This is a genomic window from Tabrizicola sp. T74 (assembly GCF_057219935.1).
Window position 1 is genome coordinate 175135 of the sequence record NZ_JBXVVT010000005.1, and the last position, 24087, is coordinate 199221.

At 65.0% G+C, this 24087-nt stretch carries 27 protein-coding genes; 19 read left to right on the forward strand and 8 right to left on the reverse strand.

Annotation, left to right across the window (positions count from 1 at the left end; all coding sequences use genetic code 11):
* The first annotated feature begins 304 nt into the window (after window positions 1-304).
* Window positions 305-1252: a Hint domain-containing protein gene (locus AC2EAL_RS15665; RefSeq protein WP_484725175.1), complete on the forward strand. Its 948-nt coding sequence runs from the start codon at window positions 305-307 to the stop codon at window positions 1250-1252.
* 2 nt (window positions 1253-1254) lie between these two features.
* On the opposite strand, the gene AC2EAL_RS15670 is transcribed toward AC2EAL_RS15665, so the two are convergent.
* Window positions 1255-2394, reverse strand: coding sequence for a serine hydrolase domain-containing protein (locus tag AC2EAL_RS15670; RefSeq protein WP_484725176.1), 1140 nt, complete (start codon window positions 2392-2394; stop codon window positions 1255-1257).
* 126 nt (window positions 2395-2520) lie between these two features.
* Between AC2EAL_RS15670 and AC2EAL_RS15675 the strand changes: the two genes are divergently transcribed.
* The 8 genes from AC2EAL_RS15675 to AC2EAL_RS15710 all read left to right on the forward strand — a co-directional run bounded on the left by AC2EAL_RS15675 (window position 2521) and on the right by AC2EAL_RS15710 (window position 7454).
* Complete coding sequence (locus AC2EAL_RS15675; protein WP_484725177.1) at window positions 2521-2964, forward strand: GNAT family N-acetyltransferase; 444 nt, start codon at window positions 2521-2523, stop codon at window positions 2962-2964.
* A gap of 83 nt (window positions 2965-3047) precedes the next feature.
* Window positions 3048-3644 (forward strand): GcrA family cell cycle regulator, encoded by a 597-nt coding sequence (locus AC2EAL_RS15680; RefSeq protein WP_484725434.1) that lies wholly within the window; start codon window positions 3048-3050, stop codon window positions 3642-3644.
* A 105-nt stretch (window positions 3645-3749) separates the two neighbouring features.
* Window positions 3750-4322 carry a DUF1285 domain-containing protein gene (locus AC2EAL_RS15685; protein ID WP_484725178.1) on the forward strand — a complete coding sequence of 191 codons (573 nt, stop codon included), beginning with the start codon at window positions 3750-3752 and terminating at the stop codon, window positions 4320-4322.
* A 5-nt stretch (window positions 4323-4327) separates the two neighbouring features.
* The gene (locus AC2EAL_RS15690) at window positions 4328-5104 is read left to right on the forward strand and encodes a hydroxypyruvate isomerase family protein (RefSeq protein ID WP_484725179.1); all 777 of its coding nucleotides are present in this window, start codon (window positions 4328-4330) and stop codon (window positions 5102-5104) included.
* Window positions 5105-5135: 31 nt separating this feature from the next.
* Window positions 5136-5789 carry an imm11 family protein gene (locus tag AC2EAL_RS15695; RefSeq protein WP_484725180.1) on the forward strand — a complete coding sequence of 218 codons (654 nt, stop codon included), beginning with the start codon at window positions 5136-5138 and terminating at the stop codon, window positions 5787-5789.
* 53 nt (window positions 5790-5842) lie between these two features.
* Window positions 5843-6496: a hypothetical protein gene (locus AC2EAL_RS15700; RefSeq protein ID WP_484725181.1), complete on the forward strand. Its 654-nt coding sequence runs from the start codon at window positions 5843-5845 to the stop codon at window positions 6494-6496.
* 53 nt (window positions 6497-6549) lie between these two features.
* Window positions 6550-7206 carry a hypothetical protein gene (locus AC2EAL_RS15705; protein WP_484725182.1) on the forward strand — a complete coding sequence of 219 codons (657 nt, stop codon included), beginning with the start codon at window positions 6550-6552 and terminating at the stop codon, window positions 7204-7206.
* A gap of 62 nt (window positions 7207-7268) precedes the next feature.
* Complete coding sequence (locus AC2EAL_RS15710; RefSeq protein ID WP_484725183.1) at window positions 7269-7454, forward strand: zinc-finger domain-containing protein; 186 nt, start codon at window positions 7269-7271, stop codon at window positions 7452-7454.
* Window positions 7455-7457: 3 nt separating this feature from the next.
* On the opposite strand, the gene AC2EAL_RS15715 is transcribed toward AC2EAL_RS15710, so the two are convergent.
* Window positions 7458-7931, reverse strand: coding sequence for a GNAT family N-acetyltransferase (locus AC2EAL_RS15715; protein ID WP_484725184.1), 474 nt, complete (start codon window positions 7929-7931; stop codon window positions 7458-7460).
* A gap of 272 nt (window positions 7932-8203) precedes the next feature.
* Here AC2EAL_RS15715 and AC2EAL_RS15720 point away from each other — a divergent pair, with 272 nt between their 5' ends.
* The 5 genes from AC2EAL_RS15720 to AC2EAL_RS15740 are packed head-to-tail and all read left to right on the forward strand — an operon-like array spanning window position 8204 to window position 13239.
* Window positions 8204-8869, forward strand: a complete 666-nt coding sequence (locus AC2EAL_RS15720) for a DUF2459 domain-containing protein (RefSeq protein WP_484725185.1) — start codon at window positions 8204-8206, stop codon at window positions 8867-8869.
* A 51-nt stretch (window positions 8870-8920) separates the two neighbouring features.
* Window positions 8921-11758, forward strand: coding sequence for a DNA polymerase I (polA, locus tag AC2EAL_RS15725; protein ID WP_484725186.1), 2838 nt, complete (start codon window positions 8921-8923; stop codon window positions 11756-11758).
* On the forward strand, window positions 11755-12315 hold the full coding sequence (locus tag AC2EAL_RS15730) for a YdeI/OmpD-associated family protein (protein ID WP_484725187.1): 561 nt from the start codon (window positions 11755-11757) through the stop codon (window positions 12313-12315). Before polA ends, AC2EAL_RS15730 begins: the two co-directional genes overlap by 4 nt.
* A complete protein-coding gene (locus AC2EAL_RS15735) occupies window positions 12312-12671 on the forward strand; it encodes an MmcQ/YjbR family DNA-binding protein (RefSeq protein WP_484725188.1) in 360 nt (119 codons plus the stop codon). Before AC2EAL_RS15730 ends, AC2EAL_RS15735 begins: the two co-directional genes overlap by 4 nt.
* Window positions 12658-13239, forward strand: coding sequence for a YdeI/OmpD-associated family protein (locus AC2EAL_RS15740; protein WP_484725189.1), 582 nt, complete (start codon window positions 12658-12660; stop codon window positions 13237-13239). The genes AC2EAL_RS15735 and AC2EAL_RS15740 overlap by 14 nt, the downstream gene beginning before the upstream one ends.
* A gap of 132 nt (window positions 13240-13371) precedes the next feature.
* On the opposite strand, the gene AC2EAL_RS15745 is transcribed toward AC2EAL_RS15740, so the two are convergent.
* The 3 genes from AC2EAL_RS15745 to AC2EAL_RS15755 form a co-directional block, all read right to left on the reverse strand.
* Complete coding sequence (locus AC2EAL_RS15745; protein ID WP_484725190.1) at window positions 13372-13827, reverse strand: DUF1203 domain-containing protein; 456 nt, start codon at window positions 13825-13827, stop codon at window positions 13372-13374.
* Window positions 13828-13894: 67 nt separating this feature from the next.
* Window positions 13895-14266 carry an HIT domain-containing protein gene (locus tag AC2EAL_RS15750; protein WP_484725191.1) on the reverse strand — a complete coding sequence of 124 codons (372 nt, stop codon included), beginning with the start codon at window positions 14264-14266 and terminating at the stop codon, window positions 13895-13897.
* 5 nt (window positions 14267-14271) lie between these two features.
* Window positions 14272-15849 (reverse strand): DUF5928 domain-containing protein, encoded by a 1578-nt coding sequence (locus AC2EAL_RS15755; RefSeq protein WP_484725192.1) that lies wholly within the window; start codon window positions 15847-15849, stop codon window positions 14272-14274.
* A 150-nt stretch (window positions 15850-15999) separates the two neighbouring features.
* Between AC2EAL_RS15755 and AC2EAL_RS15760 the strand changes: the two genes are divergently transcribed.
* Window positions 16000-16818 carry a sulfotransferase family protein gene (locus tag AC2EAL_RS15760; protein ID WP_484725193.1) on the forward strand — a complete coding sequence of 273 codons (819 nt, stop codon included), beginning with the start codon at window positions 16000-16002 and terminating at the stop codon, window positions 16816-16818.
* Between the two features lie 78 nt (window positions 16819-16896).
* A complete protein-coding gene (locus AC2EAL_RS15765) occupies window positions 16897-17289 on the forward strand; it encodes a GFA family protein (RefSeq protein WP_484725194.1) in 393 nt (130 codons plus the stop codon).
* A gap of 48 nt (window positions 17290-17337) precedes the next feature.
* On the opposite strand, the gene AC2EAL_RS15770 is transcribed toward AC2EAL_RS15765, so the two are convergent.
* Window positions 17338-18570 carry a urate hydroxylase PuuD gene (locus tag AC2EAL_RS15770; protein WP_484725195.1) on the reverse strand — a complete coding sequence of 411 codons (1233 nt, stop codon included), beginning with the start codon at window positions 18568-18570 and terminating at the stop codon, window positions 17338-17340.
* A gap of 119 nt (window positions 18571-18689) precedes the next feature.
* Between AC2EAL_RS15770 and AC2EAL_RS15775 the strand changes: the two genes are divergently transcribed.
* On the forward strand, window positions 18690-19601 hold the full coding sequence (locus AC2EAL_RS15775; protein WP_484725196.1) for a LysR family transcriptional regulator: 912 nt from the start codon (window positions 18690-18692) through the stop codon (window positions 19599-19601).
* A 76-nt stretch (window positions 19602-19677) separates the two neighbouring features.
* Here AC2EAL_RS15775 and AC2EAL_RS15780 read toward each other — a convergent pair whose 3' ends face one another.
* On the reverse strand, window positions 19678-21177 hold the full coding sequence (locus AC2EAL_RS15780; RefSeq protein ID WP_484725197.1) for a DUF2125 domain-containing protein: 1500 nt from the start codon (window positions 21175-21177) through the stop codon (window positions 19678-19680).
* A 107-nt stretch (window positions 21178-21284) separates the two neighbouring features.
* Window positions 21285-21638 carry a hydroxyisourate hydrolase gene (uraH, locus tag AC2EAL_RS15785; RefSeq protein WP_484725198.1) on the reverse strand — a complete coding sequence of 118 codons (354 nt, stop codon included), beginning with the start codon at window positions 21636-21638 and terminating at the stop codon, window positions 21285-21287.
* A gap of 145 nt (window positions 21639-21783) precedes the next feature.
* Here uraH and puuE point away from each other — a divergent pair, with 145 nt between their 5' ends.
* Both puuE and AC2EAL_RS15795 read left to right on the forward strand, forming a co-directional pair.
* Entirely contained in the window at window positions 21784-23199 is a 1416-nt protein-coding gene (gene puuE, locus AC2EAL_RS15790) for an allantoinase PuuE (protein WP_484725199.1), read from the forward strand.
* Window positions 23196-24038, forward strand: coding sequence for a bifunctional allantoicase/(S)-ureidoglycine aminohydrolase (locus AC2EAL_RS15795; protein ID WP_484725200.1), 843 nt, complete (start codon window positions 23196-23198; stop codon window positions 24036-24038). The genes puuE and AC2EAL_RS15795 overlap by 4 nt, the downstream gene beginning before the upstream one ends.
* The last annotated feature ends 49 nt before the right edge of the window (window positions 24039-24087 follow it).

A 24087-nucleotide genomic window follows, 5' to 3' on the forward strand; every position in this document is an offset into this window, starting at 1 on the left:
TGGGTGCCCGAGGGCAGTGGCCATGTCAACTTGGGGAAAGGGCAGGCGCCGAAGCGCCCATGACGGCGGGACAGGCGTCAGGCGCGACGGCGTCGGCGCAGGATATTCGCGATATGGGGTCCAGCGGTCATGCCAAGGGGCATAGCGGGATTGGAACCTTCGGTAAAGCGGATTCCTGCAGGCCGACGGTCCGTCCGGCCCTCGACCGCTTTTCGCTGGAAATGACCTGTAAACGCTGGCAAGGCAGATTGGGGTAAATCCGGGGCGCGCGGCGTCCCTTGTCAGCAGGCCAACGAGAAGCCGAGTGTCCGGGACAGGCATCACTGCATCGCGCATCCTGGTCAGCGTGTTTGCGCTGGACCAGTTCGCCGTGCCGAAGGCCGGGGCGGCGAAAGGCTGGGCTGCGCGCCTCGCCGTGGCGGAGCCGGAGTTCCTGCCAAAGGCCGCGCCGGTCGAGCTTGCCGTAAGCGACGGCCCCGAAGGCCTGGTCCTTGCCGAGCCCACGGTCCTGGCCGGGACGGACTGGCCAGCAGCACGGCGGGTGCAGGTCGAGGCCGTGCCGCGCCGCCGGGGCCTGTTCCTGATCCGGTTCGACGGCAAGGTGGTCGCCCTCGGCAAGACGGCGGGCTGGACCGGGGACGGTGCCGTGGCGGACCCTCCGGAAGATCCCCAGGCGCTGGCGGGTTTCGCCGCCGATACGCTGATCGACACGCCAGACGGGCCGCGACCGGCGGGCGATCTGGCGGTGGGCGATCTGGTGACGACGCTGGCCAATGGCTCGCGCCCGCTGCGCTGGGTCGGGCGCCGGTCAGTTGCGGCCCTTGACCTTCTGGCCCATCCCGGCCTGCGGCCCGTCGCCTTTGCCCCCGGGACCATCGGCAATGGCCGCCCGCTTTCGGTCTCGCCGCAACAGCGCATGCTGATCGACGACTGGCGCGCCGCGGTCTATTTCGGCGAGGACCGCGTGCTGGTCTCGGCCCAGGCGCTGGTCGACGACCAGACCGCGCGCCTGGCCTTGCCGCAGGAAGGGCTCGACTACGTCATCCTGCTGTGCGACCGGCATGAGGTGTTGTTGGCCGAAGGGGCCTTGTCGGAGAGCTTTCACCCGGGTCCTTCGGGCCTTGCGGCCCTGACCGCGGCCGAGCGTGCTGCCCTGATCGGCATTGTCCCAGAAGCCGACCTGATCCGCCGCCGCGCGGCCTTTCCCATCGTCAGGAATGCCGAGGCGCGGGCCTTGCGGTTGCGGGGCTAGCGTCAGTTTCCGGCGCAGATCGCGGCCAGCATGGCGATGATCGGCGGGTAGTAGTCCTGCACGTAGCCCGAAGTGTCATCCAGCACCGAGAAGAACGCCGCGACCCGGCCTGTCGCGGGATTGGCCACCATGTACTGTCCGCCATAGCCGCCATGCCCGACCCAGGTACCGTCGGTGTTGGTCTGGTTCGAATAGCGCAGATGCTCGCGCGGGGGGGCCATGCGGACGCCACCGGACTGGGTCCGGCGAATGAACTCGGCTGACCCATAGGCCTGCCCAACCACGCCCGCCCCCATCCGGACGAACATCGCGCCATAGCGGCAGAGGTCGCGCGCCGTCAGGCAGATCCCGCCGTTCAGAAGCGGAAAGCCGGTGCGGTCGGTCAGGACATGCAGCGCGCCTTCGACCCCCGCGGCATCGGCGAGATCGGCGAGCCACAGGCCCAGGGGCCGCCCGCCCCGCGCCTCGGCGGCGAAGGCCAGCACGTCGGTGTTGGCGCTTTTGTACAGGTAGCTGCCGCTGTCGTTCACCGTATCCCGCGCGCCGGGCGCAAGACCGATCCCGGCGATGAAGTCGCGGTCCGCAGGCTCTGGCCCGTCCGACAGGCGCATGCCGGACACGGCCTCGTGCTGGAAGACGGTCGAGGCGGGATTGCTGTAATCCTCGTCATAGCCGTTCTTCACGTTCATGTTCAGCACGTCCTGCAGGCTCGCGTCCCGATACCCGGCACCGATCCAGGGCAGGATCGCGCCGATGGGTTCGTCGAGATTCAGCTTGCCATCCTCCCACAGCCGGCCGGTGATCAGGTTGGTCGACATCTTGGAAATCGACATGATCGAATGCGGCCGGTCAGGTCCGAAATCCGGGGCGTAGCGCTCGAATAGGACGCGGTTGCCTTCGGTCACCGCCATGGCCGAAAACCAGGGCAGGCCGGTCAGCCGCTGCACATCCTCTCGCAGCGGGATCGTCGTGTCGGTCGCCAGCCGCAGGTCCAACACCCGCGCGGCCCGGTAGCTTTGCGCATAGCGGGTCAGCCGGTGCAGGTTGTGAAAGCCGTGGCGACGGTTCGGGGCGGAATTCCAGTGGGTATAGCCGTCGGGCTGGACCGTCAGGTCGGGATTCGGATGCGTCGTCAGCGGCATGGCGGTCTCCTTTGGGGCAAGATAGGCCGGTGCGGGCTTCGCACAAGTCAGGCAAGCCTTGGTTGACAGGCCCGGGCGGGGTTAGGCTTGCACCTGTCAGAGACGGCAACATGACAGGGGCGCAGCATGGCAGACTGGCGGATCAGGCGGGTGGACCCGGGCGAGGCCGAGCAGGTGCTGGCGGCGGATGTCTTCGACTTGCCCGCAACGCGTGAGGGCACTCGGCAGTTCCTGGGCAGCCCCGACGCCGCCGATCCGCGCAACATCCTGATGGTCGCCGAACGCGATGGCTGGATCGTGGGCTTCGCCAGCGGAACGGTGCTGGATCACCCCGACAAGCCGCGCAACCTGTTCGTGCAAGAGGTGGGCGTGAACGACGCGGCCCAGCGCCAGGGGATCGGCCGGGCGCTGGTCCTGGCACTGCGGGACGAGGGGCGCAAGCTGGGCTGTCAGGTGAGCTGGGTGCTCACGGAAGCCGAAAACACCCCGGCCCGGGGGCTGTATACCGGCACCGGCGGGGTCGAGACGACCGGGATCGTGATGGTCGAATGGGCGGAAGACGGGGCCTGAGCCCCCTTTCGCTTGCCCGCCCTTGCGGCCCCCTGCCCCGGGCGGATAGAATGCCCGGCAACTTCTGAATGGCGGAGAACGGGATGTCCTGGACGGATGAGCGGGTCGAGACGCTCAAGCGCATGTGGAACGAGGGCCAGTCGGCCAGCCAGATCGCCAAGGAACTGGGCGGGGTGACCCGCAATGCGGTGATCGGCAAGGTGCACCGGCTGGGCCTGTCGAACCGGGTCGGCGGCAAGGATGACGAGGACGAGGCGGCACCCGCCCCGGCCCCGGCGGCGGCCAAGCCGGAACCGGCTGCACGCCCGGAACCCGCCCCGCGCGCCGAGGCTCCGCGCCAACCCGCCCCGGCCGCCCCGGCTGCCGCTACGGCGTCGAACGTCACGCCCCTGCCCGTGCGCAAGGCGATCATCCCGGCGGGCCAGCCCCTGCCGCCGCAGCCCAGCCTGAACGAGATCAGCCCCGAGGCGCTGGCCTCCGTCCGCGAAGTGGAAAAGCGCGCGAAGAAGCTGACGTTGATGGAACTGACCGAGCGGACCTGCAAGTGGCCGATCGGCGACCCGGCGACCGAGGACTTCTGGTTCTGCGGCCTGCCCTCGCTGCCCGGCAAACCCTACTGTGAGGCGCATGTCGGCGTGGCCTTCCAGCCGATGAGCGCCCGGCGCGACCGCCGCCGCTAGGCCCGTCCGGACACAGGGAACGGAACTCGGGCTGGCGGGTTTGTGATGCCAGCCCGGTCCGATGCCCGATTGCGTCCGGATGCCTTGCCGCTAGAGTGCCCGTCCATGCCCGCACCCAACGCCGATACGCTTGCCGCGGCTGCCAAGGCCGCAAGTGCCAAGGGCGCGCCGCCGGTGCATCTGTGGAACCCGCCCTTCTGCGGCGACATCGACATGCGCATTGCGCGTGACGGCACCTGGTTCTACCTCGGCACCCCCATCGGTCGGGCGCCGCTCGTCAAGCTCTTCTCCTCGATCCTCAAGCGCGAAGGGGACGCCTATTTCCTGGTCACTCCGGTGGAAAAGGTCGGGATCACTGTCGACGACGCGCCGTTGCTGGCCCAGGACTTCGAGGTGCAGGGCCAGGGCCGGGACCAGACCCTGACCTTCATCACCAAGACCGAGGACGTCGCGGTGCTTGGCCCCGACCATCCCCTCCGGGTCGAGCGTGACCTGACCACCGGCGAGCCCGCACCCTATATCCTGATCCGCAGCAATCTTTGGGCCCTGATCGACCGGAAATCCTTTTACCGCTTGATCGATCTTTGTTGCCATGAGGACCACGACGGGCATAAGTGGTTCGGAATATGGTCCTCGGGGCAGTTCTTCCCGGTCATCCCTTCTTCGGAATTGCCCTGATCGAAATGCCCCGCTTCGCCGCCAACCTGACCCTCCTTTTCACCGAAGTCCCGATGCTCGACCGCCCCGACTGGGCCGCCCGCTGCGGCTTCGACGGGGTCGAGGTGCTGTTCCCCTATGACCAGCCGATGGCCGAATGGGAGCGCGCGCTGAACGGGATGGCGCTCGCGCTGATCAACACGCCGCCGGGCGACTGGGCCAGCGGTGACCGGGGCTTTGCCGCCGTCCCGGGGATGGAGCTGCGCTTTCGCGACAGCTTCCTGCGCGCCGCCGAGTATGCCACCCGGCTGAATGCTGCCTCGGTCCACGTCATGGCGGGCGTCGCCAAGGGTCCGCAGGCCGAACAGGCCTATTTCGAGAACCTGGCCTGGGCGCTGGAGCAGGCCCCGGACCTGAGGCTGACGCTGGAGCCGCTGAACCCCGACGACATGCCGGGCTATTTCCTGAACGACTACGACCAGGCGGCCCGGATCATCGACGACCTCGCCAATCCCCGGATCGGGCTGCAGTTCGACCTCTGGCACGCCGCGCGGCTGCATGGTGACGCGGGGCAGGTCTGGGCCGACCACCGCCACCGGATCAGCCACATCCAGATCGCGGGCTTTCCCGGCCGCAACGAACCGGGCGGCGGCGGGTTTTCCTTGCCCGACCTCTGCGATGCGGTCGACGCCCACTGCGCCCATGTCTGGATCGCCGGAGAGTACCGCCCCGCGAAGGGCACCGCGCAGGGGTTGGGCTGGCTGACCGCGCTCAAATCCCGCGGGGCGCTGATCGGGGGGTAGACCCTAACCGATGGAGCGGACGAGGATCCCGATGACCGACGCGCTTCCGAAGATCTGGAACACGACGTTTACGGATCACACGATCAACCTGCGGTACATTGACTTCCACCTTGCGGACAACACTGTGCCGCGCAGAGCGGCATGCTCAAGAGCCTTTCTGTATCCGGACGGTATTCCGTTAGAACCCAATCTCGTGCCCGATTACGTTTTCTTCAAATATCGGGATCACAAAGAAGACTATAAGACCAAGACTCCCGATCTAATCATGATGGAAGGTGGTCTCCTCCTGATCTCCGAGAAGTTCCGCGATCTGCTGGCGGGCTTTGATCTTGGTACGACGCTGATCCACGAAGTGCCGCTTTACGAATATGACCAGAAGACGCGTCGCCCCGGGCGCTGGTTCATCCTGCACATCACCGCGAACAAGAAGACGGTGATCCCTGAGTTGTCGGAGAATGTGGAAGAGACGGTCGTGGGTAGCTGCAAATGGAAAGCTGCCCGCGAGAATGATGTTCTGGCCGTGCGCGCCGATGCCGCCCAAGGCGCAGACCTGTGGATCGACGCGAATTTCCGAGGCCGCATCTTCCTCTCCGACCGCCTCAAATCCGCTCTGAAACCCGCCGGTATCCGCGTGCTGAAACTGCCGCTCCGACCCTGCACCGTCATCGCCGGTGAGGTAGGCTGAAGCGCACCCTACAAACCGCTTCCCAAGCACATTCACATTGGCCGAGGATCCCTATGACCGACGCGCTCCCGAAGATCTGGAACACGACGTTTACGGATCACACGATCAATCTCCGCTACATCGACTATCGTATTCCAAACAGCACGTTGCAGCGTCGGGTCGAAGGCTCGAAAGGGTTCAAGTACCCAGATGGCAAACCGCTGCCAGTAGATCTTATTCCTGAGTATCTCTTCTTCGCTTATCGAGACCTTAAGGATGACTACAAGGCCAAGACTCCCGATCTTGCTATGATAACCAACGGCCTCCTCCTGATCTCCGAAAAGCTCCGCGATCTTCTTGACGGCTTCGACATGGGCACGTCTCTGATCCACGAGGTGCCACTGTACGAGAATGACCAGAAGACCCTTCGACCGGGGCGCTGGTTCATCCTGCACATCACCGCGAACAAGAAGACGGTGATCCCGGAGTTGTCGGAGAATGTGAAGCCAAGTCTTTCTGGGCGAACCTGGAGTTCCCGCGTAGCTCAAGAAGATGTTCTTGCTGTTCATGCCGCAGCTGCGCAAGGCGCCGACCTTTGGATCGACCCACGCTACTATGGCCGCATCTTCCTCTCCGACCGCCTCAAATCCGCGCTCAAACCCGCCGGTATCCGCGTGCTGAAACTGCCGCTCCGACCCTGCACCGTCATCGCCGGTGAGGTAGGCTGAAGCGCACCCTACAAACCGCTTCCCAAGCACATTCACATTGGCCGAGGATCCCTATGACCGACGCGCTTCCGAAGATCTGGAACACGACGTTTACCGATCACACGATCAACCTTCGTTATATTGATTTCCACCTTGCGGACAACACTGTGCCGCTCAGAGCGGCATGCTCAAGAGCCTTTCTGTATCCGGACGGTATCCCGTTGGAACCTAATATCGTCCCCGATTACGTTTTCTTCAAATATCGAGATCACAAAGAAGACTATAAGACCAAGACTCCCGATCTAATCATGATGGAAGGTGGTCTCCTCCTGATCTCCGAAAAGCTCCGCGATCTTCTTAACGGCTTCGACATGGGCACGTCTCTGATCCACGAGGTGCCACTGTACGAGAATGACCAGAAGACCCTTCGACCGGGGCGCTGGTTCATCCTGCACATCACCGCGAACAAGAAGACGGTGATCCCGGAGTTGTCGGAGAATATCGAGAGAGTGGCGCCCGGCAGCGCGAAATGGCACTCGCGTATCGCTCAGGAAGATGTCCTGGTCGTGCACGCCAATGCGGCAAAAGGCACCGATCTATGGATCGACTCAAACTACCAAGGCCGCATCTTCCTCTCCGACCGCCTCAAATCCGCGCTCAAACCCGCCGGTATCCGCGTGCTGAAACTGCCGCTCCGACCCTGCACCGTCATCGCCAGTGACCAAGCCTAGCCCCTTGTGCCCCCGCCCCCTCCGCCGCTAAAAGGCAGTGCGGACAAGACAGGACCCCCGACATGCCGATCGATGCCCCCGAGACCCAGACCGTCACCACCTGGAAAGTGGCCTGCGACGGGGGCGAGGGCGCCCTGGGGCACCCCCGGGTCTGGCTGACGATCCCCGCCGACATCGGCTGGGTCGAATGCGGCTACTGCGACAAGCGCTATGTCATCGACCGCGATCACGCGCACGACGACCACTAGGCCTCAGGCCGCGGCATAGTCCGGCTCTTCGATCGCATCCCACAGGCCCGAGGCGCGGAACACCAGCGCCGCCCCGTCCACGTCCGGCCGCGTCGCCACCGTGACGCCCGCGCAGCCCGCTGCCATCGCCTCGGCCCGCGCGGCCTGGATCAGCGCCCGCCCGATGCCGCGCTTGCGGTCCGGCTGCTGGACATAGACCTGCTCGACAAACCCCCAGGCCGCCCCCGCCACCATGTTGCGCCCCACCAGCATCAGCACATAGCCCACCGGATGGCGCTGCGGGCTGTCGCCCCGGTGCGCCACTAGAAGCCGCGCTGCGCGGCCCTGCAGGGCGATCCGCTCGATCAGCGCAGGCGTGATGGTCGCCGTCTCGCCATGCTCGGCGGCCAGCGCGATGAGCATGCGATGCACTTCGGGCAAGTCCGCGGCCACGGCGGGTCGCAAGGTCAGGGGAACTTCAGGGGTCAGGGTCGTCATCTTCAGGTTTCCTTCGCTGGGGGCCGCCTTGCGAGGGAAACATGAACCTGGTGGCCGAACCCTCGCGGGCGGCTTTTCCGGGGTTTGTTTCGGTCGTGAAACGCTGCCCTGCCGCCTATGTGGCGCAGGTCCAATAAAACGAAACGGGGTTCATCAGGTGCAGCATGGGCGTGACCATGCGCCAGCCCGCGACGCGCGTCAAGCCCTGGACCCATGCCTTGGCACTGACCGCGAAATCCGCCACTTTGCGGTGACCCTTCAGCCCGGACCAAATGCGCAAAGCCCTGAGACTCCTTGCCGGACTGCTGGCCCTGCCGGTCCTTTACCTTCTGGCTTCGGTCATCCTGCCGCTGATCCCCGGCCCCGGGCCTGACCTCTCCGGCCCGCCCAGCCGGGAAATCGCCCTGATCCAGGGCCCGATCCACACCGACATCCTGTTGCCCCTTGCGCCCGAGATTCGCACCCGTTTCGCCTTTGCCGAGGCGGCCGGGGTGCCCCTCAACCACCCCGACGCCGAGTGGCTCGTCATCGGCTGGGGATCGGCCGCCTTCTACACCACCGCCGGCACCTATGCCGACATCACCGCCAGCGCCGTCCTGACCGCCGCGACGGGCGATGACGCCGTGATCCGGCTGGATGCGTTCGGCGCCCTGCCGCCGCTGGAGAACCTTCGCTATCTCAACCTCTCTGAGGCGCAGTTCCAGGCGCTTCTGGGCCAGCTGTTCGACACCTTCGCCAGCCAGGCCAGACTGGACCACCCGGGCTTCACCGGCACCGACGCCTTCTTCCCCGCCCGCGGCCATTTCAGCCTCTTGCGCACCTGCAACGTCTGGCTGGGCGAAACCTTCCGCGCCTCGGGCATCCCCTTCGGCCTCTGGACGCCCGCCAACTGGTCGGTCACCCTGTCGCTCGACCAAATCACTGGCCAAACCGGGTAGCCCTTCCCCGCGCCTTCTGCCAATCTTCCCCCTCGACTCGGGAGACGACGCATGACCTTCGGCAAAGGCCACCACCTGCACCTCATCGACGGCTCGGCCTATATCTTCCGCGCCTATCACGCCCTGCCGCCCCTGACACGCAAGTCCGACGGGCTGCCGGTGGGCGCGGTCGCGGGCTTCTGCAACATCCTGTGGAACGAGTTGTCCCGTGCCACCTCGAACGGCAAGGCCGCGACGCACCTTGCGGTGGTCTTCGACTATTCCGCCGACACCTTCCGCAACACGATCTACCCGGAGTACAAGGCGAACCGCCCCGAACTGCCCGAAGACCTGCGCCCGCAGTTCCCGCTGACCCGCGAAGCCACCCGCGCCTTCAACGTCGCCTGCCTGGAGACGGAAGGCTACGAGGCCGACGACATCATCGCCACCCTCGCCTGCCGCGCGGTCGAGGCCGGGGGGACCTGCACCATCATCTCCTCGGACAAGGACCTGATGCAGCTGATCCGGCCCGGCGTCGACATGTTCGACCCGATGAAATCCCGCGCCATCGGCCCGGAGGAGGTGATGGAAAAGTTCGGCGTGCCCCCCGAGCGGGTGATCGACGTGCAGTCCCTTGCCGGTGATAGCGTCGACAACGTCCCCGGCGCGCCCGGGATCGGACTGAAGACGGCAGCCCTCCTCATCAACGAATACGGCGACCTCGATACGCTGCTGGCCCGCGCGCATGAGATCAAGCAGCCCAAGCGCCGCGAGGCGCTGGTGGACAATGCCGACAAGATCCGCATCTCGCGCCAGCTGGTGACGCTGACCTGCGACATGCCGTTGGACACGACGCTGGACGAGTTGGAGATCCGCCTGCCCGAGGGCGACAAGGTCATGGAATTCCTGACGAAAATGGAATTCCGCACGCTGACCAAGCGCGTAGCCGACAAGCTGGGCATCGCCGCCCCCGCCATGCCCGAAACCAGCCAGCTGCAGGTCACCCCCCGCGAGGAGAAGCCGCAGGCGCACGAGGAGCCGCAGCTGCCCTTCGACCTCTCCGCCTACGAATGCGTCCGCACGCGTGAGGCGCTGGACCGCTGGATCGCCCGGATCACCGAAATCGGCCATGTCGCCATCGACACCGAAACCACCAGCCTTGACGAAATGCGGGCCGATCTCGTCGGCATCTCCCTCTCCGTCGACGCGGGCAAGGCCTGCTACATCCCCGTCGGCCACACCGCCGGCGGCGGCGACCTGTTCGGCGCGACCGCGCTGGCCCCCGACCAGCTGCCGATGGCCGAGGTGCTGGCCGCCTTGAAGCCGCTCTTGGAGGACCCCGCGATCCTCAAGATCGGCCAGAACATGAAATACGACTGGAAGATCTTCGCGCGGCTCGGCATCCGGATCACCCCCTTCGACGACACGCTCCTCATGAGCTACGCGATGCACGCCGGGGTCCACAACCACGGCATGGACGAACTTTCCGACCGCTACCTCGGCTACCAGCCGATCTCGATCAAGACACTGCTCGGGTCGGGCAAAAGCCAGATCACCTTCGACAAGGTCGCCATCGACGACGCGGTGAAATACGCGGCCGAAGACGCCGACGTGACGCTGCGCCTCTGGCAGACCTTCAAGCCGCGGCTGCACCGGGCCCGCGTCACCACCGTCTACGAAACCCTCGAACGTCCGCTCGTCCCCGTCCTCGCCGACATGGAGATGGCCGGGATCAAGGTCGACCGCGACGTGTTGCGCGGCATGTCCAACGTCTTCGCGCAAAAGCTCGTCCAGCTGGAAGAGGAAATCCAAGACATCGCGGGCGAGAAGTTCAACGTCGGCTCCCCCAAGCAACTGGGCGAAATCCTCTTCGACCGGCTGCAGATCCCCGGCGGCGAGAAGGGCAAAACCGGGGCCTATGGCACCGGCGCCGACATCCTGGAAGACATCACCACGCTGGAAGACAGCCACCCGCAGGGGGCGAAGCTGGCCGCGCGAATCCTCGACTGGCGGCAGATCGCAAAGCTGAAATCCACCTATACCGACGCGCTGCAAGAGGCGATCAACCCCGACACCGGCCGCGTCCACACCTCCTACTCGATCGCTGGAGCCAACACCGGCCGCCTCGCTTCCACCGACCCCAACCTCCAGAACATCCCCGTCCGCACCGAGGAAGGCCGCCGCATCCGCGAGGCGTTCGTGGCCCCCGAAGGCCGGGTGCTCGTCAGCCTCGACTACTCCCAGATCGAACTGCGCATCCTGGCCCACATCGCCGACATTCCCGAGCTTCGCCGCGCCTTCGAGGAGGGGATCGACATCCACGCCCTGACGGCCTCCGAGATGTTCAACGTACCCCTTGACCAGATGACCTCCGACATCCGCCGCAAGGCCAAGGCGATCAACTTCGGCGTCATCTACGGGATTTCCGGCTTCGGCCTCGCCCGCAACCTGCGCATTCCTCGCGCGGAAGCCCAAGGCTTCATCGACCGCTACTTCGAGCGCTTCCCGGGCATCCGGGGCTATATGAACGATACTGTCAAATTCGCCCAGTCGAACGGCTATGTTCAGACCCTGTTTGGTCGGAAAATCAACACTCCCGAGATCAACGCCAAAGGCCCGGGGGCAGGTTTCGCCAAACGCGCCGCGATCAACGCGCCCATTCAGGGCACCGCAGCCGACGTCATCCGCCGCGCGATGATCCGGATGCCGGCATCGATCACGGGGCTGGACGCAAAGATGCTCCTGCAAGTCCACGACGAGCTTCTCTTCGAGGTCGCCGAAGCCGACGCCGACCGCCTGATCCCCATCGCGAAAGAGGTGATGGAAGGCTCCTCCCACCCCGCCGTGTCTCTCAACGTCCACCTCGCGGTGGAGGCCGGGAAGGGCCGCAACTGGGCCGCGGCGCATTGAGCGCCCCCCTCCCCTTCGCCACGCCCGAGGCCTGGCGCGCCTGGCTGGAGGCGAACCATGCGACCGCCCCAGAAGCCGTGCTGAAACTCTACAAGAAAGCCAGTGGCATCCCTTCGATCACCTGGGAGGAAGCGGTGATCGAGGCGCTCGCCTTCGGCTGGATCGACGGCGTGAAGCGCCCCGGCGACGACCAGCACTGGCTGCAACGGTTCACCCCGCGCAAAGCACGTTCAGGCTGGAGCCAGAAGAACCGCGCCCATGTCGAGAGACTGATCGCCGAGGGCCGGATGACCCCCGCGGGCCTTGCCCAGGTTCAGGCCGCCAAGGCCGACGGCCGCTGGGACGCCGCCTACGCGGGCGGCAAGGATGCGCAGGTTCCGCAGGATTTCCTCGACGCCCTCACCCCGACGGCAACAGCCACTTACCAGACCCTCAACGCCCAGAACCGCTTCGCGATCTACTACCGCCTGACCACCGCAAAGCGCCCCGAAACCCGCGCCAAGCGGCTCGCCGATTTCGTCGCCATGCTGGAACGCGGGGAAAGGCTCTACCCATGATCCACACCTGGCCCGAGCTCAAGACCCTCGCCCTGTCCCTCGACCTGCCCGAGGTGACCGTGGACTTCCCCTGGGGCAACGAATGTCTCAAGGCGCATGGCAAGATGTGGTGCTGGTGGTCGCCCTATGTCGATGCTGCTGTCTTCAAATGCGGCAAGGACGAACGCGAGATGCTCCTGTCCGCCGACCCCGAGACTTTCACGCTCCACCCGCATTACGAGCCGCACAACCTGATCCTCGTCCGCGCGGGGCACATCGACGAAGGCTGGGCAAAGGCGCGGCTGCTAAGCCAATGGCGTGACGCGGCCCCGAAACGCTGGCTCAAGGCCTGGGAGGCCGAGCATGGCCGCAGCTGATGACGCGCCCCTTCTGACCATCCACTCTCGCGCCGACCTGCGCGCCTGGCTGGCAGTGAACCATGCGACCGGCCGGGCGACCTGGCTGGCGCTGTGGAAGAAACCCCACCCTGGTTATCTGCCCTATGAGACCCTGGTCGAAGAGCTGTTGTGCTGGGGCTGGATCGACAGCACCCCCCGGACGCTCGACGCAGAACGCTCGCGCCTGATGATCGCGCCCCGGAACCCCAAATCCGCCTGGTCCGCAGTGAACAAGGCCCATGTCGCCCGCGCCCGCGAAAGTGGCGCGATGACGCCAGCTGGCGAGGCAAAGATCGCCGCCGCGATAGCCAATGGCATGTGGGATTTCCTGAACGACGTGGATGCCCTGATCGATCCGCCCGATCTGACGCAAGCCTTGGCGGATACCGGCACAGCGGACTTCTGGACCGCCCAGCCCCGTACGATCCGCCGGGGCACGCTGGAATGGATCAAGATGGCGAAGTCGCCCGAGACCCGCGCCAAGCGCATTGCCGACGTCACCGACAGCGCAACGAAAGGCCTACGGCCAAGCCCGTTCCGGCGATAGCGGCTTTCTCTTCCCCAAGTATCCCGGGGAGCTCGAGGGGCAGCGCCCCTCGTCAGTCCCGAGGAGGAGGCGAAGGCCGACGACGAGACAAAAGCCTCGCGCGTCAGCGCTCAATTTGAAAGTCGCCCGTCCCTAGCGGTCGATCCGTACCTGGTAGCAATTGTTCCGCGCCGACCGCACATGCACGTAGGCCACCCTAGGGTCGCCGAACAACGCCTCCGCACGCGCCGGGATCGCCCCGGTCGCCACGACACCCCCGGTGCCATAGACGATCCGGTCATCCGCCCCATAGCCCCGCACGATGTAGTCGGGCGAGGCGAGCATTTCCGGCAGCGCCTCGCCACCGCCCGCCGCGCAGGCGTCGGCACAGAGGAAGATCGGTCCCACTTCGGCATAAGGCTGCGGCGCGGGGAAGGGGCGGTGTGCCAGGACCAGCATCCCGGCACCTGCCGGGATCATCTTCAGGCAATGCCGACAGGGGTTGCCGCCCCCATCAGACACCCGTCGTTCCGGCACCTGCCCATTTGCATCAACACCCCCGGCCTGAAACCGGCGCGCCGCATCTGTCGGGATCGCTACGAAATGCATGTCATCCTCCGTCTTTCCCCGGAAGATGCCCCGCACGCCGCCATACGACGACCCGATCCTTGCGGGTTCAGGCGCGTTCCACCAGTCGGCCCAGCACCCGACCGCCGAGGATATGCAGGTGGTAATGCGGCACTTCCTGCATCCCGTGCGCGCCTGCGTTGGTGATGGCGCGGAACCCGTCCGCCCCGGTCAGCCCCAGGATCGCGCAGGTCTTGGCGACCGTACGGTGAAAATCCACCAGCTCTTCCTCCGATGCCTGGGCCGCGAAATGATCGAAACTGACATAGGCCCCCTTCGGGATCGCCAGCACATGCACCGGCGCCTGCGGATGGATGTCGTGGAACACCAGCGTGTGGGGCGTGTCCATCACCGTCTTGTTCGGGATCTCACCACGCAGGATGCGGGCAAAGATGTTCGTCGGGTCGTAGGTCCAGGGCATGTCACTCAATCCACGAATAGGTAATCGGTTGCAGCTATCTCGCGCGCGGTGTCGACCGGGATCTCCAGGAACTCGGCCAGTGCCGCGGCGTTCTCCTCGACACTGGCACTTTGGCGCATCCGGAAATGCGCCGCCAGATCAAGATCGCGCAGCCGGTCGCTTTCGAACCTCACATCATAGCGGATCGTCGGCAACAGCTGCTCCATCGCCACGACCGGGGTATGCGGTCCAGCGAGGCCGACGCGCCGGGCATGGCCCACGAGGTAGTCGTCGGTGAACTGGCAGTCGACTTCCAACAGCCGCAGATGCGACCGGTCATTGGCCAGGTCCTGGATCAGCTCGACGCTGCCGGGATCGACGCAGACCACCAGCTTGTCGGTCTGCCAATGGTCGAACAGCATCCTGACCAGCGCCCGTCGATGCCGCATCCGCTTGTCCAGCCGGGATTCGATGCCGCCCAGGTCAGGCAGCGCCGTCGCCTCTTCGTTGAACAGGTAATCCACCGCCGGCAGCGCCGTCACCCCGCGCACGCGTTCGACCAGGCGCTTGGCGACGTGCCATTTCTTGCAGGCCACCATGAGCAGCGTCCGGTTGCGGCCAAGGCTCGTCTCGGCTTCCCAGAACCTTTGCGCAAACCGCCGCCCTTCCCGCCCGCGCGAGGTGAGGTAGGCGAACTGCCGCCGCCCGTCGTCCGAGACGACAAATTCACGCCCGGTTTCGGAATACAGCGCCCCCAGCCGTTCCTTCAGCGCCCGTGCCTCGGGGCTTATCTTGCGGGCGAAGAGGAATCCTTGCGCCAGCAGAAGGTCATAGTGGTCGTCGTAGAACGTCACCGGCATCCCGTAATCGGTGAACATCAGGAACGTCAGCGTCCGCGACCGGATTTCCCGGTCCGGCACCAGATGCGCGACCAGTGTCTGGAAAAAGGTCTCGTCCGGGATCCAGGTCGTCGAGAAGAACCGCGGGATGTCGCGGCGGCGGGCCAGGAACTCCACCACCGCCTCGACCGTGCGGCGGCGCAGGCACCACCACTGGCTGCCGATCCGGATCTTCAGGTCCTCGGGGATCTTCCGCGCCAGGCCGAACTTCTTCTGCAGCTCCATCGAGGTGTAGAACAGCCACTTCCGTTGCCGTTCGTTGAACCAGTGCCGGTAGATCAGCCGCTCTTCCTTGATCCCGGTCTTGATCCAGCCCGAGCCGAAGAAGTCGAAGCTTTCGATATAGTCGACGTCAGCTTCCTCCAGCCGTGAATGGATGTACTCGGCCGTCTTGATCGGCATGCAGTCGCCCGACAACATGTAGAAATGCGTGGCCCCCGGGAAATCGGTCAGCGCCGCCTTCAGCGCCGACAGGGTGGCCGCGACCAGGCTCCATTCCCCCCAGCCGCACTTGACCCGCTTGCGCGCAAACGTGACCTGCGGGTTGCCCGCCAGCGCGTCCCGGATGCGGGCATAGTCCTGCGCGCTTGCGCGACCGTCGAAATGGATCGCAACGCAGTCCCCCGCTGCCGTCAGCCGCAGGGTCTGCGCAATGATGCCTTCGGGGTCCTTGTGGCAAAGAAGGATGAAGGCGATTTGCGTCATCGGTCCCGAGCTTGTCCGGCTAAGCCTGTCCTGTCTGACTAGACTGCCCGGTGGTTCCTTGAAAAGCCCCAAGTTGTCTGCTTGATTGCCGCAATCCTGGTTCACATCTCTGGATCAGGACTGTGCCGTGCAACAAAGGACATTCGGTTAATGGGTTTTCCCGGAACATGGATGACGGAAAGCGAAAGCGTCGTCTACCGCGTGGTGCCGAAATGTGCCTGCTCGACCATCGGGCAGATCATGTACTACTCGGACCATGGCCGGTTCTTCGACGGCGACATCCATGACGCGACGAGCGGTTTGCACAAATGGGCGCTGGACGCCAGCCAGCCGGTGATCGAACGCACTGTCCGCGCGCGTCAGGTCTACGCCTTCACCTGCGTCCGCAACCCCTATACCCGGATCCTGTCGTCGTTCTTCGACAAGATCTGCGGCATCCAGCGCAACGGCAAGCGCTACCGGGGCAACCTCGTGCCTCTGCTGGTTCAGAAATACGGGATCGAGGTCGGCGGCGATGACGGCAAGCAGCAGTTCGACCAGATCGCCAGCTTCCGCCGCTTCCTGCTGTTTGCCCGCGACACCATCCGCTGGAAAAAGCCGATGGAGCCGGACATCCACTGGTCGGCGATGGCGGGCCATGTCTCGACCTTCATCGTCAACGGCGGGCGCTACAACCACATCTTCTTCACCGAGGATTTCAATCCCGGCATGCAGGTCGTGCTGGACAACATCCAGGTGAAACATCCCATCGATCTGGGCGTGATCCCCCGCTTCAACGAAAGCGAAGGCCACGGGCCGAAACGCGCCCATCCGGTCGAGGCCTATTTCGACGATCTTTCCATGCACCTCATGTGGGAGATCTACAAACGCGACTTCCAGCTCTTCCGCTATGACTTCGAGAACCCGGGGAACAAGATGCCGAAAGGCCCGGTTGACCTCGACGAGGTTCACGCGAAACTGGGTGACTGAGGCCTCCTCGTTCGACTGCGTCTCCTCGTCGGGAGATCAGCGAGGAGTGACGAAGTCATCGACGAGCGGGAGGGTCAGATGGACCAGATGACAGGCGGCTGCCTTTGCGGTGCAGTCAGGATCACCGCGATGGGGTCCCCCTTCCGCGTGGGCCTCTGCCACTGCCTGGACTGCCGCAAACACCACGGCGCGCTCTTCCACGCCTCGGCGATCTTCCACGACACCGCCGTCGCCATCGAAGGCGAGACGAGCAACTACCAGGGTCGCCACTTCTGCCCGATCTGCGGCTCTTCGGTCTTCGGCCGGTCCGGCGATGAGGTCGAGGTCAACCTCGGCGCCTTCGACACCCCCGACGCCTTCCGCCCGACTTACGAGCTTTGGTTGATCCGCCGCGAAAGCTGGCTGCCCGAATTCGACTGGATGCGCCATTACGATGAGGACCGGCTGGAGAGCGGCCGATCCGAGGGCTGAGCCAAATTCCTTCGAAGGAATTTGCAAGACTTTTCGAAAAGTCTTGCCCTAGACCGGGTCCTCTGTCCCCGCCTTGCGGAACCATTCCACGATCGCCGCCCGCTCTTCCGGCTCCATGTAGCTCAGGTTCCCCGGCGGCATGGCATGGGTCACCCCGGCCTGCAGATAGATCCGCCGCGCCTCATGCGCGATCTGCGCGGGTGTCTCCAAGACCACGCCTTTCGGCGCCCAGTGCAGGCCCTCCCAGCCCGGCTCTGCCGCGTGGCACATCGAACAGCGGCCCTGCACGATGCCGACCACATCCTCGAACCCGGGGCTTGAGGCATAGACCAGCGCAGCACCCTGCAGTTTCGCCTCGCCCTCCACAGTGCGCATCGGTGCGGTCGACAGCCAGGCGATGGCCAGGAACAGAAGGACCGTGACGAACCAGGTCCAGTGCGGGTTGCCCTTCCGCGCGTGCTTGGTGTTGAACCAGTGCCGGATTGTCACGCCCATCAGGAAGACCAGGCTGGCGATGACCCAGTTCCACTCGGTCGCGAAGACCAGCGGGTAATGGTTCGACAGCATCAGGAAGACCACGGGCAGCGTCAGGTAGTTGTTGTGGGTCGACCGCTGCTTGGCGATCTTGCCGTATTTCGGGTCCGGCTTGCGGCCTGCCTTCAGGTCGGCCACCACGACCCGCTGGTTCGGCATGATGATGAAGAACACGTTCCCCGACATGATGCTGGCCGTGAACGCCCCCAGATGCAGCAGCGCGGCGCGCCCGCTGAAGACCTGGGCATAGAACCAGGCCATCCCCACCAGCACCACGAACAGCGCCACCATCAGCACCGTCTGGTTCGCGTTCACGAAGACCTTGCACAGCGTGTTGTAGGCCACCCACCCGAAGGCCAGAGAGCCCAGCGAGATCGCAACGGCCTGCCAGACCTCAAGCTCCATCACCGTCGGGTCAATCAGGAACATCTCGGCGCCAAGGTAGTAGACCAGCACCAGCATGGCGAAACCGCTCAGCCAGGTGGCATAGCTTTCCCATTTGAACCAGACGAGATGGTCGGGCATCGACGCTGGCGCCACGAGGTATTTCTGGATGTGGTAGAACCCGCCGCCGTGGACCTGCCATTCCTCGCCATCGGCGCCGCTGGCAAGGTTGCGGTCGCGGTGCAGACCAAGGTCCAGCGCGATGAAGTAGAAGCTGGACCCGATCCAGGCCACGGCGGTGATCACATGCAGCCAGCGCGCCGCGATCTCGACCCATTCCCACAAGACGACCCAGTCATACATTCGTGTCTCGCCTCCGCTTGGGCATCGCGGCCCCATCGCCATTGCCGAAACGCTATCCTCAGCCGGACCTTTCTGTTAATCCATAGAAACGCCGCATCACTTTCAAGCATGGACGAAGAATGTCCTATGTGAACAACATCCGCATGTTCGTCCGTGTCTATGAATTGGGCAGCATGTCCGCCGCTGCCCGCGACCAGCGCACTTCGCCCGCCGTCGCCTCGGCCAGGATATCCGAGCTGGAGAAGCACCTCGGCGTGCGCCTGTTCAGCCGGACCACCCGCAGCCTGCAACCGACCGAAAACGGTCGCATCTTCTATGACGGCGCGCGGCGCGTGCTGGAGGCGATCGACGACGCCGAAGCCGCGGTGATGGACGTGACGCAGAACCCCCGCGGCACGATCTTTGTCGCCGCCCCCCTGGGGATCGGCCGCCGCCTGATCGCGCCCCGCGTCCCGGCCTTCAAGGACCTCTACCCGCAGATCGACGTCCGCCTGCGCCTGTCCGACCGCGGTATCGACGTGGTGGCCGAAGGCATAGACGTGGCCTTCCACCTGGGCCTGCTGGAGGACTCGACGCTGAAGGTCCGCACCATCGCCGACTGCCCGCGTCTCCTCTGCGCCGCCCCCGCCTACATCGCCCGGCGTGGCATGCCTGCCGATGGCGAGGCGCTGGTGCGTGACCGGCACGACTGCCTGAACCTGCGCTTTCCCGGTGCCAAGGAATTCCAGTGGACGCTGCAGACCCCGGAAGGCCCCCGCCGGTTCGAGATCACCGGGCCTTTCGAGTCAGACGACGGCGATGTCCTGACCGGCTGGGCGCTGGATGGTCGCGGCATCGTGCTTAAACCGCTGTTCGAGGTTGCCGATGCCTTGCGCGAAGGTCGCCTGGTGCCCGTCGCCACCGCCACGCTGCCGCTGGCCGTCCAGCTTTCCACGCTCAGCCAGCACCGCAGGCTGAAGGACCCCAAGGTGCAGCTGTTCACCGATTTCATGGCCGCACAGATCCGGGAAGAGCTGCGCAAGACCGCGTAGGGTGGGCGGTCCGCCCACCGCCCGAACGAAAAAGGGCGGGACCGAAGCCCCGCCCCCTTCAGGCCCAAAGGCCGGTTTACATCGGCAGCGGCTGGCCGTTGACCAGGATCTGCATGCCTTCCTTGGCTTCGATCTTCGAGGTCAGCTCGTCCGGGTTGGCACCCGGCACCATGAACATGCCCATCATCATCCGCGCGCCCATGGCATCTTCCTCGGCCATCAGGCCGGTGGCGATCAGCCCGTCGATCAGCGCATTGGCGCCGGTCACGGTGATGTTCGCCTCGCCCAGCGGCATCGGCATGCCCATCGAGTTGTCGAAGGTGAAGGCCCCGGTCCCGGCCAGCGCCGCACCCGCGACGCTCAGGCCAAGCTCGGTGATGTTCAGGCTTTCCAGCGCCGGCACGTAAGGAACGCCGGTTTCTTCCGAGGCGACCAGCGCGGGCAGGTCCATCGTGGTCTTGCCCGAGATGTCGATGGCGATCTGCGCGGCGTCGCGCGGCAGCGCCGCGTTCGGGTCGAACATCGCCCAGGCTTCCTCGTTCAGGCTGAAATCGGCCAGCTTCAGGACAAACGAGTAATCCCCCGGCGCTTCCGTCGCGATCACCGGCGTCGTCATGTCGAACTGCATCGGGCCCGAAGTGACCTTCACCGGCACCGGCAGCATGCCCGCGCCGGATTCGATGTTCAGCCCGGTACCCGACGACTTGACCGCGAAGGTGTCCTTGTTGAACACCATCGTGCCTTCGCCGCCACCCGCACCGATCATCAGGTCCATCGGCATGAAGGCGCTTTCCTGCTTCATCGTGCCCTTCGACTCGCCCTGCTTGGTCGACAGGTTGACGCTCAGCCCCTCGTTCAGCGCCGTGGCGAAATCGGCCGGCGAGGCGATGGCCGCCAGCGCGATCGTCGAGGGCAGCGCGAACTGCATCGACATGTCGATCCCGGCGGTTTCGCTGGTCGAGGTCTGCTTCATCTCCATCCCGGGATCGTCCAGGTTGGTGGTGTAGGCCAGCGTGTCGGCCTTGATGTCGAACCCGAAAACACGGTTGGTGCCGGGGGTGTCGGAATAGCTGCCCGACAGGTTGCTGAACCCGACATTGCCGGACGAGGTCACCGTTGGCGCCTCGCTGCCGTCGAAGGACATGCCGGGATAGGTCGTGTCATAGACCACATCCAGCTTGGCCGCCGCATAGTCATAGGCCATGCCGCCATCGGCCTCGCGCGCAGTGATGGTCAGCCCGTCATGCGTCAGTTTCACCGAGCCCTCGGTGTCGCCCGTCATCGCCATGCCGATGTCAGCACCCGGGGCGATCGCCACGGACCCATCCGACTGCTCGGTCAAGGTCATGTCCGAGATCGTCAGGCCTGCCATCCCTTCCGGGGCAATCGACACGCCGTTCAGCGTCAGCACGCCGCCCGAATTGTTCTCGGTCGCGGCCGAAATCGTCAGACCGACCAGTGCGCCAGCATCCTTCCACGATTGCCAGACCTGGTCGGCGGTCAGCGCGGCATGCGCCGTCCCGCTCAGCAGAAACGCCAGGGCAGGCGCAGCCAAATATGAATTCATCCGAAACATGCGGTTCTCCCTTGAGCCGAAAAAATTGCATCGCCAGATAAGACGCGAGCACAATCTTCCGCAAGTGACGGTTTCAAGACCTTTTCTGGGCAGGAAACAGACAGCCGCTAGGACCCGCGATAGGTCGAATAGCCGAAGGGCGAGATCAGAAGCGGCACATGATAGTGCTGGCTGGCGTCGGGAACGCCAAAGCGGATCGGGATTTCGTCAAGGAAAAGAATGTCTTGTCCTGACTGCCCTGTGGCGCGCAGGTAGTCGCCCGCACAGAAGACCAGCTCATAAACCCCCGCCTTCAGCTTCGCACCTTCCAACAGCGGGCCATCAGTCCGGCCATCCGCATTGGTGACAAAATCGTTCACCTTGCGGTGACTCTGCCCGGAAATGCGGTACAGCATGATCTTCACGCCCGCCGCAGGTTTGCCCCGTGCCGTATCCAGCACATGCGTCGACAGCCGTCCCATTGTGCACCCTCCAGATGTTTGCCGCCTATCTGACCACGAAACTGCCCCCGGCGCGACCCGGGCTTCCTCGCATATGACTTTTCGTGAAATCCTGAAAATATCTTCCGCGATCTTCCCCTAGTCTCGCCGCAAAGGAGAGCCCCCCGTGAACCGCTACCCCCGCGACTTTCGTGGCCATGGCCCCAATCCCCCCGACGCCCGCTGGCCGGGCGGGGCGAAGGTCGCCGTGTCGATCGTCCTCAACTACGAAGAGGGCGGCGAGAACAACCTCCTCCACGGCGACGCCCAGTCCGAGGCGTTCCTCTCCGACATCGCCGGGGCCGCCCCCTGGCCCGGCCAGCGCCACTGGAACATGGAGTCGATCTACGACTACGGCGCCCGCGCCGGGTTCTGGCGCCTGCACCGACTTTTCGTCGAAAAGTCGATACCGGTCACCATTTACGGCGTCACGTCCGCGCTGGCGCGCAACCCCGAGCAGGTCGCCGCGATGAAAGCCGCCGGGTGGGAAATCGCCAGCCACGGCCTGAAATGGGTCGACCACCGCGACATGACCGAGGCCGAGGAGGCCGCCCAGATTGCCGAGGCCTTCCGCTTGCACGAGGAAGTCGTCGGCGAACCACCCCAGGGCTGGTACACCGGCCGCTGCAGCATGAACACGGTGCGGCTGACTGCCGAAACCCGCCGCCTCGCCTGGATCTCCGACACCTACGACGACGACCTGCCCTACTGGCGCGAATATGGCGACCATGACCAGCTGGTGATCCCCTACACGCTGGAAGCCAACGACATGCGCTTTGCCACCGCCCCGGGCTACATCACCGGCGAGCAGTTCTTCCAATACCTCAAGGACAGCTTCGACACGCTTTATGCCGAGGGCGCGGCGGGCCAGGCCAAGATGTTCTCCATCGGCCTCCACTGCCGCCTGATCGGCCGCCCCGGCAAGATCGCGGGCCTGAAGCGGTTCCTCGACTATGCAAAATCCCACACGGGGGTCTGGTTCCCGCGCCGGATCGACATTGCGGACCACTGGCGAAAGACCCACCCTCACAAGCGGTTCGAACGCCCCTCGCAAATGACGCGTGAACGCTTCGTCCAGAAGTATGGTTCCATTTTCGAACATTCCCCCTGGATCGCCGACTGCGCCTTCGACCTGGAGCTTGGCCCCGCGCATGACAGCGCCACCGGCCTGCACAACGCGCTGACCCGCATCTTCCGCACGGCTTCGCAGGATGAGCGCCTGAAGGTCCTTAAGGCCCACCCCGACCTTGCAGGCAAGCTCGCCGCAGCGAAACGCCTGACGCCCGAAAGCACCGCCGAGCAGGCCTCCGCCGCGCTGGACGCGCTCACCGACGAGGAGCGAAGCCGCTTCCAGCGGCTGAACGAGGAGTATGTCGCAAAGCACGGCTTCCCCTTCATCATCGCCGTCCGCGACAACACCAAGGCCACCATCCTGCAGGCCTTCGAGACCCGGATAACCAACGACACCGCAACCGAATTCGCCACCGCCTGCAGGCAGGTGGAACGGATCGCCGAACTGCGCCTGAAGGATCAGCTGCCGTGAGCCCCTATTACTCCCCGCCTGGCGGCCTGCCGCCCCAGACCGCCCTGATGACCCAGCGTGCGGTCTTCACCACCGCCTATGCCTTCATCCCCCGGGGCTGCTTTTCCGAGATCGTCACCAGCTTCCTCCCCGGCTGGTTTCGCACAAAACTCTGGCTCATCGCCCGCCCCATGTCGGGCTTTGCCGAGACCTTCAGCCAATACGTGATGGAAGTCGCCCCCGGCGGCGGCTCTGACGCGCCCGACCCAGAGACCGGCGCCGAACACTGGCTGTTCTTCACCGGCGGCCTTGCCACCCTGACCCTCGACGGCACCGGGTACGAGATGGAGGAAGGCTCCTACGCCTACATTCCCGCTGGCACCCGCTGGACGCTTCTCGCCGAAGGCAGCCAACCCGCCCGCTTCCACTGGCTGCGCAAGATCTACGAGCCCGCCCCCGGCGTCGCTGCCCCCGAAGCCTTCGTCATCAACGAACGCGATGTCCCCGTCCGCTGGATGCCCGACACCGGCGACCGCTGGGGCACCACCCGCTTCGTCGAGCCCGACGACCTCCGCCACGATGCCCACGTCAACATCGTCACCTTCCAGCCCGGCGGCGTGATCCCGTTCGAGGAAACCCATGTCATGGAGCACGGCCTCTATGTCCTGGAAGGCAAGGCCGTCTACAAGCTGAACCAGGACTGGGTCGAGGTCGAGGCGGGCGATTTCATGTGGCTGCGCGCCTATTGCCCGCAGGCCTGCTATGCTGCGGGTCCCGGTCGCTTCCGCTATCTCCTTTACAAGGACGTGAACCGCCACGCCAAGCTGCGCGGCCCCGGCGCTTTCGGAGCGGCTAAATGAGCCCGAGTTTTCGCAGAAAACTCGTCCCCGGTATGAATTTTCTGCGAAA

Coding starts and splice junctions, on each gene's coding strand:
- AC2EAL_RS15760 (WP_484725193.1), top strand. CDS start 16,000: ATGGGTTTTCCCGGAACATGGATGACGGAAAGCGAAAGCGTCGTCTAC.
- AC2EAL_RS15715 (WP_484725184.1), bottom strand. CDS start 7,931: ATGACGACCCTGACCCCTGAAGTTCCCCTGACCTTGCGACCCGCCGTG.
- AC2EAL_RS15740 (WP_484725189.1), top strand. CDS start 12,658: ATGGCCGCAGCTGATGACGCGCCCCTTCTGACCATCCACTCTCGCGCC.
- AC2EAL_RS15750 (WP_484725191.1), bottom strand. CDS start 14,266: ATGCCCTGGACCTACGACCCGACGAACATCTTTGCCCGCATCCTGCGT.
- AC2EAL_RS15770 (WP_484725195.1), bottom strand. CDS start 18,570: ATGTATGACTGGGTCGTCTTGTGGGAATGGGTCGAGATCGCGGCGCGC.
- AC2EAL_RS15745 (WP_484725190.1), bottom strand. CDS start 13,827: ATGCATTTCGTAGCGATCCCGACAGATGCGGCGCGCCGGTTTCAGGCC.
- AC2EAL_RS15705 (WP_484725182.1), top strand. CDS start 6,550: ATGACCGACGCGCTTCCGAAGATCTGGAACACGACGTTTACCGATCAC.
- AC2EAL_RS15775 (WP_484725196.1), top strand. CDS start 18,690: ATGTCCTATGTGAACAACATCCGCATGTTCGTCCGTGTCTATGAATTG.
- AC2EAL_RS15685 (WP_484725178.1), top strand. CDS start 3,750: ATGCCCGCACCCAACGCCGATACGCTTGCCGCGGCTGCCAAGGCCGCA.
- AC2EAL_RS15690 (WP_484725179.1), top strand. CDS start 4,328: ATGCCCCGCTTCGCCGCCAACCTGACCCTCCTTTTCACCGAAGTCCCG.
- AC2EAL_RS15755 (WP_484725192.1), bottom strand. CDS start 15,849: ATGACGCAAATCGCCTTCATCCTTCTTTGCCACAAGGACCCCGAAGGC.
- AC2EAL_RS15735 (WP_484725188.1), top strand. CDS start 12,312: ATGATCCACACCTGGCCCGAGCTCAAGACCCTCGCCCTGTCCCTCGAC.
- AC2EAL_RS15780 (WP_484725197.1), bottom strand. CDS start 21,177: ATGTTTCGGATGAATTCATATTTGGCTGCGCCTGCCCTGGCGTTTCTG.
- AC2EAL_RS15710 (WP_484725183.1), top strand. CDS start 7,269: ATGCCGATCGATGCCCCCGAGACCCAGACCGTCACCACCTGGAAAGTG.
- AC2EAL_RS15670 (WP_484725176.1), bottom strand. CDS start 2,394: ATGCCGCTGACGACGCATCCGAATCCCGACCTGACGGTCCAGCCCGAC.
- AC2EAL_RS15680 (WP_484725434.1), top strand. CDS start 3,048: ATGTCCTGGACGGATGAGCGGGTCGAGACGCTCAAGCGCATGTGGAAC.
- AC2EAL_RS15700 (WP_484725181.1), top strand. CDS start 5,843: ATGACCGACGCGCTCCCGAAGATCTGGAACACGACGTTTACGGATCAC.
- AC2EAL_RS15695 (WP_484725180.1), top strand. CDS start 5,136: ATGACCGACGCGCTTCCGAAGATCTGGAACACGACGTTTACGGATCAC.
- AC2EAL_RS15765 (WP_484725194.1), top strand. CDS start 16,897: ATGGACCAGATGACAGGCGGCTGCCTTTGCGGTGCAGTCAGGATCACC.
- polA (WP_484725186.1), top strand. CDS start 8,921: ATGACCTTCGGCAAAGGCCACCACCTGCACCTCATCGACGGCTCGGCC.
- AC2EAL_RS15675 (WP_484725177.1), top strand. CDS start 2,521: ATGGCAGACTGGCGGATCAGGCGGGTGGACCCGGGCGAGGCCGAGCAG.
- AC2EAL_RS15720 (WP_484725185.1), top strand. CDS start 8,204: ATGCGCAAAGCCCTGAGACTCCTTGCCGGACTGCTGGCCCTGCCGGTC.
- uraH (WP_484725198.1), bottom strand. CDS start 21,638: ATGGGACGGCTGTCGACGCATGTGCTGGATACGGCACGGGGCAAACCT.